Origin of the sequence: Curtobacterium sp. NPDC089689, assembly GCF_044749145.1 — a bacterium.
Taxonomy (GTDB): Bacteria; Actinomycetota; Actinomycetes; order Actinomycetales; family Microbacteriaceae; genus Curtobacterium.
In genome coordinates, this window is record NZ_JBIVHJ010000001.1 from 1,306,033 (window position 1) to 1,319,265 (window position 13,233).

Genomic DNA, 13,233 nt, shown 5'->3' on the forward strand with positions numbered 1-13,233 from the left:
CTTCCGCTGCCCCGCGACGTGCGAGGTGCTGCCGGAACCCCTGTTCAGCCCCGGGACAGCGGGACGGAGACGATGCGGTCGTCGTCGTCCTGGGGGTCACCCCGTCCGTCGGTGTTGTTCGTCACGAACCAGAGCACACCCTCGGGGCCCTCGAGCACGGTGCGGACCCGCCCGAAGTCGCCGCCGAACCACTCGGTCGACTGTGACGGGTCGGACACGGGGACCGCCCGGACCGACTCGCCCTGCAGGTTCGCCACGAAGACCGTGTCGCCGATCACCGCGAGACCGCTCGGGGACGCGTCGCTCGTGGCCCACTGCTGGACGGGGTCGACGAACCCCTCGTCCGTCCCGCCCTTCCCCTCGAACTCCGGCCAGCCGTGGTTCGAGCCCTTCTCGACGACGTTGAGCTCGTCCCAGGTGTTCTGCCCGAACTCGGCGGCGAACATCGTGCCGTCCTCGGCCCAGCCCATGCCCTGCACGTTGCGGTGCCCGAGGCTCCACACGTACGAGTCCGGGAACGGGTTCGCCGCCGGGACGTCCCCGTCAGCCGTCATCCGCAGGATCTTCCCCGCGAGGGAGTCGCGGTCCTGCGCATCGGGCCCGTTGCCGGCGTCCCCCACGCTCGCGTAGAGCATGCCGTCCGGACCGAACGCGATGCGTCCACCGTTGTGGATGGCGCTCGACGGCAACCCGTCGAGGATCGTGGTGGCGTCGCCGAGGCGGTACGAGCCCGCGTCGCCGGTGAGCGCGAAGCGTTGGATGCGGTTGCCGTCCTCGGCGGTCGAGTACACGTACAGGTCGCCGTCGTGGAGCGCGAGCCCGAGCAGTCCGCCCTCGCCGCCGGACCGGACGCCGGGGACCGTGCCGACCTCCCGCGTGCTGCCGTCCGCCGCGAGTTCGAGCACCTTCGCCGAGTCGCGTTCGCTGACGAGTGCCTCGGGACCGTCGCCGGTCCGGACGACCGACCACGGTGCGTCGAGGCCGGTCACGACGTCGGCGGGCTCCCCGTCCGGCACGAGTGACGCGACGGTCGCCGTCGACGAGGGCGCCGGACTCGCCGGACTCGACGTGACGGTGTCCGGTGCCGTCCGTGCACCGCCGCCGGTGCAGGCCGACAGGACGAGGGTCGTGGCGGCGGCCGCGCCGATGGCGCTCCAGGTGCGGCGGGTGGTCGTGTGCACGGTGTGCCTCCCGGGGTCGTGCCCCGATTGCACACGCTTCGGTCGTGAGGAGCCTGTACGGGCACTCAGTGCCGCTTCGTGTCGGCCGGGAGGCGCGTGGCGGCGCCGCCCCGCGCCTCCCGTCCGAGAGGGGGTACGACAGGACCCGCCTCTCGCGGGGGCGCGCTGGTTCAGTGGGTCCCGGCGGGACCGGACGGTCCCGCCGACGGGCCGCAGCCCGGACACCGCCGTCCCGGAAGGACCACACCATGACCACCATCGCCATCGTCGGCGCCGGCAAGGGCCTCGGCGTCGAGACCGCCGCCCGGTTCGCCCGCGAGGGGTTCTCGGTCGCGCTGATCTCGCGCAACCAGGACCGACTCGACTCCCTCGCCGCACAGCTCCGCGAGCAGGGCCACACGGCCGCCGGCTTCGCCGCGAACGTCCGCGACGGGGACTCCCTCCGTGCCGCCCTCGAGCGGGCCACCGAGCAGCTCGGACCGATCGAGGTGCTGCAGTACAGCCCGCTGCCCGCGAAGGAGTACATGCGGCCGGTGCTCGAGACGACCGCCGAGGACCTCGTCGGACCGATCGAGTTCTCCGTCTACGGCTCGGTGAACGCCGTGCGCCAGGTGCTCCCCGGTATGCGGGCGCTCGGGAAGGGCACGATCCTCTTCGTGAACGGCGGCAGCGCGGTCCGGCCCGGTGCTCGGGTGACCGGGACGTCGGTGGCGTTCGCCGGCGAGAGCGCCTACGCACAACTGCTGCACGACGCCGTCGCCGAGGAGAACGTGCACGTCGCGCAGCTCATCATCCCCTTCGGGATCGACGACGGGCAGGAGGACCACTCGGGCGCAGCGGTCGCCGAGCGCCTGTGGACGATGCACACCGAGCGCGGGGAGTTCCGCACCTACGCGGAGCCGCTGCCCGAGTGACGGCCCTCCCAGGTCGTCGGGCGCCGGTGCCCCTAGCCTGACCGCGTGGAGCTGGGGGCGTTCGACACGGCGGTGGGGGCCGCGCTGCTGTTCGGCATGCCCTCGGCGGTGCTCTTCGTCGCGGCCGCGCTCCGTCGACTGGGGGTGCCACGGTGGGTGTGGGGCGTGTTCGCGCTCGCGATCGTCGGGGTCCTGGTCCTGCTCGACGGGGCGGGTCAGGTCCGCTACCCGGTCCCCGACGAGACGCCCTTCGACGACTTCGGCCAGTCCGTCGGGCTCGGGCTGGGTCGCATCGGCGTCGCCGTGAACGGCGCGGTCTGCGCGGTGCGGGGCGGGTTCCGCAGACCGGCTCGCCCCTCCCTGCAGGTCTCCGGCCGGGAGGCACGGGTCCTCTCCGGCTCGTACGTCGCCCTGGCAGCGGCGCTCGTGGTGCCGGTGCTCTGGTGGTCGTCCGGCCTCGGCTTGCCCGCTCCGTTCCTGACGGTGCCACTCGCCGTCATCGGGGTCGCACTCTTCGTGTTCGCGCTCGTCCTGCGGTTGCGGCGGCTGGGCACACTCCCCGAGGACGACAGGCCCTCGGTGGTCTCGCTCTGGCCCGCTGACGCGGTCGTCGGCGTCATGCTGACCGCGCTGCTGGTGGGCGCGGTCGGCTCGCTCGGCGGTGGCGTGCCCGACCGGGTGCGGACCGTGCCGGACGCGGAGGACCGACCCAGTGCGTCGGCGAAGCCTGACCCGGACTGGCCGGGCCCGGTCCCGACCGAGCACACGACGCTCGACGCCGCCGCGGTCGAGTCCGGCACGCGACGGGCGCTCGCCGACTCGGTGCGGTGGGCAGGACCGCTCGACGATCTCTCGTCGCCGACACCCGCGCGTGCGACCGCTCCGCCGATCGCACTCACCGAGGAACGATGCAACGGCGGGGTCCGGTGGACGGGTTCGCTCGTGCTGCCGTCGGTGGCGCCGCAGGACGTCGCCGACGCGGTGCAGCGCGGGTGGGAACGGTCCGGCTACGCCGTCGTGGACCGAGCGATGGGTACGGACTTCCTTATGCCGGTGGAGGACGCGCTCCCGGTGCACCGCATGGCCCTCGGCGGCGGGCAGGACGGCGTGCACGTCGACGTGGAGTCGTTCTGCGTCCCGCGCTGAGGCCGCTCGGTCCGCGCGGGTCCCGGGTCAGCGCGCGGCGGCCTCGATCGCGTCCGCCATGTCCTGGGCGACCCGGACGTTCGCCGCGGCCGTCGGGTGGATGCCGTCCGGAGTCGTGCCCGGCTCGTACGCACCGTCGGCAGTGCGGATCGCCGTGAACGGGTCGACGTAGGACCACCCGTGCTCCTGCGCGTCGGCGCGGAGTTCCCGACTGAGCACGAGCTGGCCGGCCCGTCGGTCGGCGCCCCAGAGACTCGTCGTGCGGTCCGACGGCGGCCCGGCGACGATCAGCACGTGGTGCGCGTCGACCTTGCGGACCAGGGCGTCCACGTTCGCGGTGATCCGGCCGACGGGGACGGCCTGGTTGACGTCGTTGGTGCCGAGCTCGACGACGAGGACGTCGGCGTCCGGCACCGGTCCGATCTCGTGGAGGACCTGGTCGGAGCGGTACCCGCTGTGCGCGTAGCCGCCCACCGCGTGGAGGTCGGGGTCGCCCTCGAGCTGGTGCAGCCACGAGTCGGGCCGCGCCGTGATCGAGTCGCCGGCGTACGCGAAGGTGACGGCGTCCGTGGCGTGGGCCGTGTCGAGCGCGCCCCGGACGACCTGGTCCGGGGTCCGTCGGAGCGCGGCGTCCTGTCGGAGGACGGCGTCCTTCCGGATGATCGTCTCCTGGTGGACGGCGACGGCTCCGTCGGCTGCCGCGGTGTGCGCGGTGGCGATGACGACGGCGCCGGTGCCGACGAGGGCGGCGGAGGCGATGATGCTCATGAGGACCACGAGGTGGCTGGTGCGGGACACGACTACAGGTATCTCGCGGAACGGCTCGGAACACCAGGCCCCAGACCTGGGGAATCGTCGCGGTGACTGTGGCTTCTCGCACTCGTTCGAGGGAGCGACTCAGTGAGCACGTCGCACCGCCAGGCGTCGACCGCGCCCTGCGGTGAGCCACGTCCCGGCCGTCACGAGCACGGGGAGCCCGATCGCGAGCAGCGCCAGCACGGGCCAGTCCGCGACGAACGGCATGTGGCTCACTCCGACCGGTGTCTCCCCGAAGCGCAGGGTCAGTGCCCGGATCGGGAGGAGTCCGAGCGCGGTGCCGATCACCGCGCCGACCGTGGTGAGGATGGCGGCCTGCCAGGCGGTGGTGCGCCGGCGCAGGCGTGGTGCGGCACCGATCGCGTCGAGCACCTCGTCGTCACGGCGGCCGTCTGCCCGGGCCAGACCGATCGCGACCGCGGTGGCGCCGATGGTCACGGCCGCCGCGAGGGCGAGCGCCAGTGCCCGGACCGGGGCACTCGCGTCGACCGGGCCGGCCTCGTAGAAGAAGGTCGGCGCCGAGGCCTGCGCGCGCGCCGAGCCGCCGTAGCTCTGCCACGCCGACGCGAGCTCGCCGAACTGCTCGGGTGAGACCTCGCCGTCGAGCCGGGTCACGAGGATGCCGTCCACGGCGGGTACCCGGTAGCGCTCGGCGGTCGCCTTCGTCATGAACACCCCGATCTGGATCGGCGGGTCCTGCTCGTCGAGGACCGCGGGGATCGTCGTCGTCGCGTCGGGGTGGTCCGGGTCGGGCGACGTCGCGTCCTTCCAGCTGCGGTCGCGGAAGGTGTCGAGCTGGACCGCTCCGTCGTGGACGTACTCGGGCCACAGTGACACTGCCCTGCCGTCGGCGAGTGCGTCGCGGACCGATGCGGACGGCCGGTGTCCGGTGAGCACGGCGTAGTCGTCGACCGTCCCGGTCAGGACGTGCGAGCTCCCGCCGGGCTCGAGCCACGACCCGCAGAACTCGTCCGCGCAGCCGGCCGGGCGCTCCCAGAGGTGCAACTGGGTCAGGGTGCTCGGTTCCTCGGTCGGCTGCTCGTCCACGGTGCCGAGCACGCGGACGCGGTCGTGGTCGAACACGCGCGCGCTGACCTCGGCCGCCCGCGCCGTCACCGCCGCGTCGTGTCCCTGCGGGAACGAACGGCTGTCGACCCGATGGATGTCCGCGGTGGCCACCCCGACGGCGGAGCTGTACTCGTAGTCGCGGACGTACTGTGCGTGCTGCGACGCGTTCCACGTGATCACCACGGAGGCGACGAACACGACGCTCATCACGCTCGCGAGCACCGGCACCGTGCGAACGGGATTGCGGCGGGCGTCACGGCCGGCCATCCGAGCCGCGAGCCCGAACCGGCTCGACACGCGGGCGACGAGGGCGAGCACCCACGGCGAGCAGATCGCGACGCCGAGCTGGACCAGGCACGGCCCGATCGCGACGCCGGCGCCGACGACCCACGCCCAGTGGTCCCGCTGCCCGCTCTGCTCCGGCCGGTCGTTCAGGACCAGGACACCGATGCCGCACGCGAGGGTCATGACGGCACCGACGACGATGAGGAGCGGTCCCCAGGTACGACGCCGGCGGGTCGCCGCCCGGCTCGGTGTCTCCGGGCGGAGCGACCCGCGGAGACCGGCCAGCACGTTCACCCGGGTGGCGGCACGGGCTGCGGCGAGGGAGGACAGGACACCGGCGAGGACCCCAGCGACCGCGATGCAGAGGAGCATCACCGCGGGGACGTGCAGCCCGGGGAAGGAGTTCACGTTGCCGTTGTCGAGCAGGTGGAACGCGAGCGCGCCGATCCCCACGCCGATCGCCGTCCCGAGGACCGCCCCGGCCGTCCCGAGCACGAGTCCGGACCCGGCGACGACCGATCGCACGACTCCCCGCTCCGCGCCGACGCTCGTCAGGATCGCGTACGAGCGGGCGTCGGCGCGGGTGCCGACGAGGAACGCTGCACCGGCGAGCAGGCCGACCTCGAACAGGGCGAACACCCCGACGAGCCCAAGCCCGGCGATGTACCACCCGAGGCTCTGCGGGCCCGAGAAGCCGTCGACGCGTTCGTCCGGCGGGTCGAGCACGACCGGACGCGACTGCACGACGATGCCGTGGTCGTTCAGTCGCTTGATCTCCGACCACGTCGGGGCCTCGGTCGGCAGGTAGACCGTGACCGCGCCCGCCTCGGACCGGCCCGTCGAGATCGGGGCGGCGTCCGCGGCGATGCTCCCCCACGGCAGGTAGACCGCCGTCTCGTCCGGGTCCTGCCCGAGGTCGCGCATCGTCCCGGTGATCGTGAACCGCTTCGTCACCGGGTCGGTCACGTCGACCGTGTCACCGATGTGGAGCCCGGTCTTCGCGAGCATCGCCGGCGTCATCATCGCCTGGTCGCGTGCCGTCGGAGCCGTGCCGTCGAGGACGTGCCAGTGCCCGTCGAGCACCGGGTCCCACGTGTCACCGAGGGTCGCCGTGGTGCCGACCGGGCCGTGCGCACCGCGCAGCACGACGTCGGTGGTCGTCACCGGGATCGCGAGCGCACCCTTCGGCACGTACTCCGTGACGTCCGCGAAGGGGGTGTCGTCGTCGGCCTTCGCCGCGGGGCTGTTCGTCTCGGTGTCGGTGGCGGTCCACTGCACGGGGTCCTGCCGCATGCCGCGGGCGTCGGGCTGCTGGGTCGTCATCTGCGCCTGGGCGTGCCCGAGGTCGTACCGGAGCTGCTCGGCGGTCGTGGGCTGCGTCGAGGCGAACAGCACCGAGACCCCCGCGAAGCCCAACGTCGGCAGACCGATCAGCGCGACGATCAGCGCCGCGCGTCCGGGCTTCGCGAACGCCATCCGTCTGCCCAGCCGGAGCGCCGGCCGGAGCCGGATCACGAGCGGGTCCGGTCCGCGAGCGCCATCTCGACGCCGGAGTACACCGTCTCGTCGACGACCCGGCCGTCACGCAGGAACACGATGCGGTCTGCCCAGGCGGCGTGCCGGGCATCGTGGGTGACGAGGAGTGCTCCGGCCCCGGCGTCGACGTGCCGACGGAGCATGCGGAGCACGACCTCGCCGGTCTGCGAGTCGAGGGCACCGGTCGGCTCGTCGGCGAGCACGAGCCGTCGTTCGCCGACGACCCCGCGTGCGATCGCCACGCGCTGCTGCTGCCCGCCCGACAGGTCATCCGGGAAGGCATCGGCGCGGTGCCCGAGTTCGACGTTGTCGAGCGCCAACTGCGCCGCCCGACGTGCCCGGCTGCTCTTCCAGCCGTCGAGCTCGAGGGGGAGCGCGACGTTCTCGATCGCGGTCAGGGACGGGATGAGGTTGAAGTCCTGGAACACGAAGCCGACGAGACGTCGACGCAGGGCGGCGAGCTCCTTCGCCGGACGGTCCGCGACCCACTCGCCGTCGATCCGGACCTCGCCGCTCGTCGGGGGCAGCAGCGTGCCGGCGCACGCCAGGAGCGTCGACTTCCCGGAGCCGGAGGTCCCCATGACGGCGACCATCTCCCCACGCCGGATGGTCAGGTCGACACCGGCCAGGGCGGTCACGGCCTTGGCACCGGAGCCGTACTGCACGCTCACCGCGTCGAGCTCCAGCAGCGGAGCAGCGCCGTTCACCGGGCGCTCCGGACGGTCTCGTCGGCGGACGCGGACGCGGACTCGGACACGGACGTGGACGCGGCCGTGCGGTGGTCGCTCGGTCGGTACCGGGAGACGCTCGACTCGACGTGGTCGAGCCACCGGACCTCGGCCTCGGCCTGGAAGACCATCGACTCGAGGACGAGCGACCACGCGAGGTCCGCGGCCGGGTCGGCCGTGCGCTTCAGCCGGGTCAGGTCCTGGAGGTTCCGGACGGCCGCGCCGCGCTGGACCTGCACGAGCCGCTCGACGTCGACACCCGCCACCGTGACGGCGAGCGCGAACTTGATCGCGAGTTCGTCGCGACCGCGCTTCGCCGGGACCGGCTCGCTGAACCACCGCACCACGGCGTCCCGGCCGGCCGCGGTGGCGGTGTACACGACGTGACCGTCCTCGTCGGCGTCGCCTCGCTCGACGAGCCCGTCGCGCTCGAGCCGGTCGAGGGTCGTGTAGACCTGGCCGATGTTCACCGGCCAGCTCCCGCCGGTGCGGTGCTCGAACTCCCCCCGGAGCTGGTACCCGTACCCGGGTCCGTCCACCAGCAGCGCGAGTACGCCCATCCGTACGCTCATGACACTCCCCCTCGTCCGGCCCGTCATCGGGCATACCGAGTATGCCCATACCCGGTATGCATCCGCAAGAGCACAACGCTCCGGATTCCCCCGGGGGCCACGGACCGAACGTGCACGGGACGCCCCGGCCGCTGTCAGACCGGCTCCCTACCCTCGGAGCGTGCCCCTCCGTTCCCGCAGCCGGAACCCCGGTCGCACGGTCGTCGTCGCCGTCGTCGGTGCCGCGCTCGTCGTCGGGGTCGTCGTCCTGCTCGCCCCGCGCGTGCTCGACGTGCTCGGGACGCCGGGGTCCGCCATCGGGTCACTGCTGCCGTGGATGGGCGTCCTGCTCGTCCCCGTCGCCGGACTCGCACTCGGGACCCGGTCGAAGCGGCTCGCCGTCCTCTCCGTCGCCTACGCTGCCGCCTGGTCGGTCGCGGTGCTCCCCGGGGTGCTCACCCCTGCGGCGACCGGCGAGCCCCAGCTCACGGTCGTCACGCAGAACGTCGAGGCCACCAACGAGGACCCGGCCGCGACCGCGGAGGCGATCGCCGCACGGCACCCCGACGTCATCGCGCTCGAGGAACTCACCGGCGACTCCGGCGAGGCCGTGCAGTCGGCACTCGCCGATGCCTACCCGCACCACTACCGCGTCGGCTCCGTCGGGGTGTGGAGCCGGACGACGCTCAGCGACGGGCAACCCCTGACGCTCGGGCTCGGGTGGGCGCGGTCACTCCGGGTGACGGTCGACACCGCGATCGGCGACGTGCGGCTCTACGTGGTGCACGTGGACTCGTTGCGTCTGGAGACGGAGGACGCGCGGCCGACGATGCTCCGGTCCCTCACCTCGGAGGTCCGCGACGACCCCGCCGAGCGGCTCGTCGTCGCCGGCGACTTCAACGGCGGCGCATCGGACCCGCTCATGGCGCCGCTGCGGGCCGAGCTGTCCGAGGGCGGCGGGTTCGGGTTCACCTGGCCGGCGCAGATGCCGGTCGTGCGGCTCGACCACGTGTTCGTCCGCGGACTCGGCACGGTGGCCACCAGCGTCCTGCCGTCGAACGGCAGCGACCACCGGGCCGTGCTCGCGGAACTGCGTGCGCGCTGAGCTCAGCGGCCGAGGCCGGAGAGCTCCTCGAACTCCTCGTCGGTGAGTTCGAGGACGGCGCCCTGCAGGTTGTCCTCGAGGTGGTCGACGCTCGACGTGCCGGGGATCGGGAGCATCACGGGCGAGCGCTTCAGGAGCCACGCCAGGGCGAGCTGCGCCGGCGTCGCACCCTTCCGCTCGGCGATCGCGGTGAGCGGCGAGTCCTCGCCGGTGAGTCCACCGGTCGCGAGCGGGAACCACGGGATGAAGCCGATGCCCTGCTCCTCGGACCAGTCGAGGAGCTCCTCGGCGTCCCGCTTCTGCAGGTTGTAGAGGTTCTGGACGGTGACGATCGTGGCGTGCTCCTGGGCCGCCTTGACGTCGTCGACCGAGACCTCGGACAGCCCGATGTGACGGATCTTGCCCTCGTCCTGGAGCTTCTTCAGCTCCCCGACCTGGTCCTCGAGCGGCACCTTCGGGTCGATGCGGTGCAGCTGGAACAGGTCGATGCGCTCGAGGCCGAGACGGCGCAGGCTCATCTCGCACTCCTGGCGCAGGTACTCCGGGCGGCCGACGGGCGGCCACTCGTTCGGACCGGTGCGGGTGAGCCCGGCCTTGGTCGCGATGACGACGTCGTCGCCGTAGGGGTGCAGGGCCTCGCGGAGCAGGTCCTCGGCGACGTACGGGCCGTACGAGTCGGCGGTGTCGAAGAAGTCGACGCCGAGTTCGACCGCGCGCTTGAGGACGCGGACGGCCTCGTCGTGGTCCTTCGGCGGTCCCCAGACGCCGGGGCCGGTGAGCTGCATCGTGCCGTAGCCGAGGCGGTGGACCTCGAGGTCGCCACCGATGCGGAAGGTGCCGGAGGACGCTGCGGGACGGGTGGTGTCGGTACCAGTGGTCATGCACGCCGTTGTACGCCGCTGGCGTGTCCTGACCCTGAGCGGGCGTCCCCCGTCCGCCGGTCAGCCCGCGGACTTCCGCGGGTACGGGGTCTCGCCGCGCTCGAGTCCGCCGACCAGCTTCGCGATCCGGTTCGCGCGCGCCGTCGCACTCGGGGCCGTCGTCACCCGGTGCAGGACCGCGTACCGGTTCGTGCCGTCGAGTCCGGCGAACAGTGCGGCGGCGGCCGGTGCGGCGTCGAGCGCTGCCCGGAGGTCGTCCGGCACCGTCGCGGTCGCAGCCCCGGCGTACGCACGGTCCCACCGACCGTCCCCCTTCGCCCGGTCGATCTCTGCCTGTCCCCGTTCCCGCATCCGGCCGTCGGCGACGAGCGAAGCGACGAGGCCGAGGTTCCGCTGTGACCAGAGGGACGCCCGGCGTCGGGGCGTGAAGCGCTGCCGGAACGTGGCGGCGTCACGCCCGCGCTTCTGCCCGTCGATCCAGCCGGAGCACAGGGCCTCGTCGAGGGCCTGGTCGTAGGTCAGGGACGTCGGCTCGGTCGTGCCCTTCTTGGCGAGGACGAGCCACACGCCGTCGGGGTCGTCCTCGTGCGCGTCGAGCCAGGCGCGCCAGGCCGCGGCGTCGGGGAGCACCAGGTCCTCGGGGTCCATGCCGCCGATGCTAGGCCGCACCGCCGACGAGGCGACGACCGTGGCGGACCTGCACCGTGCCTCCAGGTGGCTCAGATCCACGGCTCACACCCAGTGCGGCTGCGACAGCAGCCCGTCCGGGTCGACCTGTTCGGCGATCCGGTGCAGCCGCGAGGTGTTCACGCCGAAGTAGGCCGACGGGTCCGTGATCGCCGCGTCGCAGTAGTTCGCGTACGCAGCGCTCCCCCACGCCGGCGTCATCGCCTTCCGGAACGACCGCACGTACGCGTCGAACGGCGCCGGGTCCGTCCCGTCCGCGAAGACCGCCGTGTACTGCACCGTCATCAGTGCCGACCGCCACGGGAACGCCGAGTCCGTCCGCCCGACCCGCGCGACCGCCCCGCCGAGGGCGTCGAGCGAGACACCGCCCTCGAGGTTCCCGGACACGTCCCCGGCGGCCTCTGCGTGCTGCACGAGGACGTCGATCTGCGCGTTCGTGAGCTTCGTCTCGCCGATCGACGACGTCGCCGCCTCGGACACGCGCTGCGGTCTGCCGGCCAGCGCGGACATCGCGGCGCCGTACGACAGCTGCTCGGCCGTGTGACGTGTGGGCTTCGCGCCGGTCGCCGCGATGAAGCCGTCGACGGACGCGTCGGCGCCGGTCTTCGAGCCGGTCCACACGCCGGTCACGGTGACCGACAGCGAGGAGTGCCGCGAGCCGCCGAGGAGCTTGAGCGTCGACCAGAGCTCGTCGTCGGCGGTCGGGGCCCAGTCCTGCCACGCGCGCACGACGTCGGCTGCGGCCGACGCCGGGAACGCGAGCTCGAAGAGCAGGACGCCAGGCGCGGCGCGGGTCCGGAAGGTCAGGGCGGTCACGACGCCCACGGTCCCGCCCCCGCCGCCGCGGCACGCCCAGAAGAGGTCGGCCTCCGCCTGCTCCGACACGTCGTGCACGGCGCCGTCGGGCGTGACGAGCCGGACGGCCGTGAGCTGGTCGCAGGTCAGACCGAAGGAGCGGGTGAGCACGCCGACACCGCCTCCGAGCGTCAGGCCGCCGGTGCCGACCGTCGGGCACGAACCGGCGCCGATCGCGCGGCCCTGGGCAGCCAGCGTCGCGTACACGTTCGCGAGCTGCGCGCCCGGGCCGATCGTCGCGGTGCCGTCGGCGTGCACCTCGATGCCGTCGAGCTCCTTCGTGCTGATGACGAGCGAACGCGGGACATCGGTGCCGGGGGCGCCGCCGGCCGACCACCCCGTGTACGAGTGGCCGCCGGCGCGCAGGGCGACCGGCGTGTGCGTGTTCCGTGCGAAGGCGAGGCCGGCCTGCACGTCCGCCTCGCTCGTGGCGAGCAGGATGCCCTGCGGGTCGGCGTCGTCGTACCGCGGGTTCTCGAGCACCCGGGCGTCGTCCCAACCCTGCGAGCCGGAGCGCAGGAGCCGTCCCGACACCGCTGCGGCGAGGGCTTCCCACGAGTCGGGGCCGCCCGGAGTCGGGGACGCGGTCGGCGTCCGGTCCGGCGCTGCACCCGTCGCGGAGGCCGGGCCCGACGGCGACCGGCCCGGCTCCGGCGCCGATCTGGAGCACGCCGCGAGGAGCCCTGCGAGCCCGATGCCCACGCCGCCCCCGATCAGCGCGCGGCGGCTCGTCCGGTGGAACGCGCGGTCGGTGGAGTCGGGGTGCATCGCTCCTGTCTACGCCATGCTCGACCGCTCGACGAGGCCGGAGTCAGCGGGCGGTGCTGCTGATCCGCACAGCGTCGGCCCACTCCTGCACCCACGCGGGCACCGTGAGGTCCCGCGGCGCGGGTCCGGTGACCGCGAGCAGCTCGGTGGGAGACACGTGCCCGCCGTCCCGGTGCAGGAACCGGGCCTGCACGACCGCCCGGGCGATGACCGCGTCCCGCCGCACGAAGGTCTGCTCCATGTACACCGAGCGCTCGTCCATCCCGAGCACCCGCGTGCGCAGGACGAAACGCTGCCCGAGCGTCAGCGACCGCTTGTACGTGATCGTCTGCGCGGCGACGACGGCGTACCACCCACGCTCGGACGCCGCCTGCCAGAAGCCGGAGCGGGTGAGCAGGTCGTACCGGCCGAGGTCGAGCAGCGAGAGGAACTTGCCGTTGTTCACGTGCTGCAGCGGGTCGAGGTCGGTGAGCGTGACCCGGAACGGTGTGCTCGTCTCGTCCCACAGCGAGGTGCCGCTGCCTCGACGCGTCGCGGTCAGTCGGGTGCGCAGGGTCAGGAGGAGCAGCCGGAAGTACAGGTTCACAATTAGATCACACCAGTTGCACTGTGCACCCGGCGAGCGCGTTGGAGGAACCGCACGATCGCATTCCCACCTGGGCGGGCACCGTCAGAGCCTCCCTCCAATCGCGGATCGGCGAGTAGACCGGAC

Annotated in this window: 12 protein-coding genes; 3 read left to right on the forward strand and 9 right to left on the reverse strand. The window is 73.2% G+C overall.

Annotated features, from left to right (window positions below):
- Positions 1 to 44 precede the first annotated feature (44 nt).
- Entirely contained in the window at positions 45 to 1,181 is a 1,137-nt protein-coding gene (locus ACIPYW_RS06370; RefSeq protein WP_400411864.1) for a PQQ-dependent sugar dehydrogenase, read from the reverse strand.
- Between the two features lie 248 nt (positions 1,182 to 1,429).
- Here ACIPYW_RS06370 and ACIPYW_RS06375 point away from each other — a divergent pair, with 248 nt between their 5' ends.
- Positions 1,430 to 2,095 carry an SDR family NAD(P)-dependent oxidoreductase gene (locus ACIPYW_RS06375; RefSeq protein ID WP_400411867.1) on the forward strand — a complete coding sequence of 222 codons (666 nt, stop codon included), beginning with the start codon at positions 1,430 to 1,432 and terminating at the stop codon, positions 2,093 to 2,095.
- Between the two features lie 45 nt (positions 2,096 to 2,140).
- Positions 2,141 to 3,241 carry a hypothetical protein gene (locus ACIPYW_RS06380; RefSeq protein ID WP_400411869.1) on the forward strand — a complete coding sequence of 367 codons (1,101 nt, stop codon included), beginning with the start codon at positions 2,141 to 2,143 and terminating at the stop codon, positions 3,239 to 3,241.
- A 27-nt stretch (positions 3,242 to 3,268) separates the two neighbouring features.
- Here ACIPYW_RS06380 and ACIPYW_RS06385 read toward each other — a convergent pair whose 3' ends face one another.
- The 4 genes from ACIPYW_RS06385 to ACIPYW_RS06400 all read right to left on the reverse strand — a co-directional run bounded on the left by ACIPYW_RS06385 (position 3,269) and on the right by ACIPYW_RS06400 (position 8,246).
- Positions 3,269 to 4,039 (reverse strand): SGNH/GDSL hydrolase family protein, encoded by a 771-nt coding sequence (locus ACIPYW_RS06385; RefSeq protein ID WP_400411871.1) that lies wholly within the window; start codon positions 4,037 to 4,039, stop codon positions 3,269 to 3,271.
- Positions 4,040 to 4,138: 99 nt separating this feature from the next.
- Positions 4,139 to 6,886 (reverse strand): FtsX-like permease family protein, encoded by a 2,748-nt coding sequence (locus tag ACIPYW_RS06390; protein ID WP_400411874.1) that lies wholly within the window; start codon positions 6,884 to 6,886, stop codon positions 4,139 to 4,141.
- 35 nt (positions 6,887 to 6,921) lie between these two features.
- Positions 6,922 to 7,653, reverse strand: coding sequence for an ABC transporter ATP-binding protein (locus ACIPYW_RS06395; protein WP_400411876.1), 732 nt, complete (start codon positions 7,651 to 7,653; stop codon positions 6,922 to 6,924).
- Entirely contained in the window at positions 7,650 to 8,246 is a 597-nt protein-coding gene (locus ACIPYW_RS06400) for a PadR family transcriptional regulator (RefSeq protein ID WP_400411878.1), read from the reverse strand. The genes ACIPYW_RS06395 and ACIPYW_RS06400 overlap by 4 nt, the downstream gene beginning before the upstream one ends.
- 160 nt (positions 8,247 to 8,406) lie before the next feature.
- Between ACIPYW_RS06400 and ACIPYW_RS06405 the strand changes: the two genes are divergently transcribed.
- Entirely contained in the window at positions 8,407 to 9,330 is a 924-nt protein-coding gene (locus ACIPYW_RS06405) for an endonuclease/exonuclease/phosphatase family protein (RefSeq protein WP_400411881.1), read from the forward strand.
- A 2-nt stretch (positions 9,331 to 9,332) separates the two neighbouring features.
- Here the strand turns inward: ACIPYW_RS06405 and ACIPYW_RS06410 are convergent, their stop codons facing one another.
- The 4 genes from ACIPYW_RS06410 to ACIPYW_RS06425 all read right to left on the reverse strand — a co-directional run bounded on the left by ACIPYW_RS06410 (position 9,333) and on the right by ACIPYW_RS06425 (position 13,107).
- Complete coding sequence (locus ACIPYW_RS06410) at positions 9,333 to 10,211, reverse strand: aldo/keto reductase (protein WP_400411884.1); 879 nt, start codon at positions 10,209 to 10,211, stop codon at positions 9,333 to 9,335.
- A 60-nt stretch (positions 10,212 to 10,271) separates the two neighbouring features.
- Complete coding sequence (locus tag ACIPYW_RS06415) at positions 10,272 to 10,859, reverse strand: YdeI family protein (RefSeq protein ID WP_400411885.1); 588 nt, start codon at positions 10,857 to 10,859, stop codon at positions 10,272 to 10,274.
- Between the two features lie 84 nt (positions 10,860 to 10,943).
- On the reverse strand, positions 10,944 to 12,521 hold the full coding sequence (locus ACIPYW_RS06420) for an FAD-binding oxidoreductase (RefSeq protein ID WP_400411888.1): 1,578 nt from the start codon (positions 12,519 to 12,521) through the stop codon (positions 10,944 to 10,946).
- A 43-nt stretch (positions 12,522 to 12,564) separates the two neighbouring features.
- On the reverse strand, positions 12,565 to 13,107 hold the full coding sequence (locus ACIPYW_RS06425) for an acyl-CoA thioesterase (RefSeq protein ID WP_400411891.1): 543 nt from the start codon (positions 13,105 to 13,107) through the stop codon (positions 12,565 to 12,567).
- Positions 13,108 to 13,233: the final 126 nt, after the last annotated feature.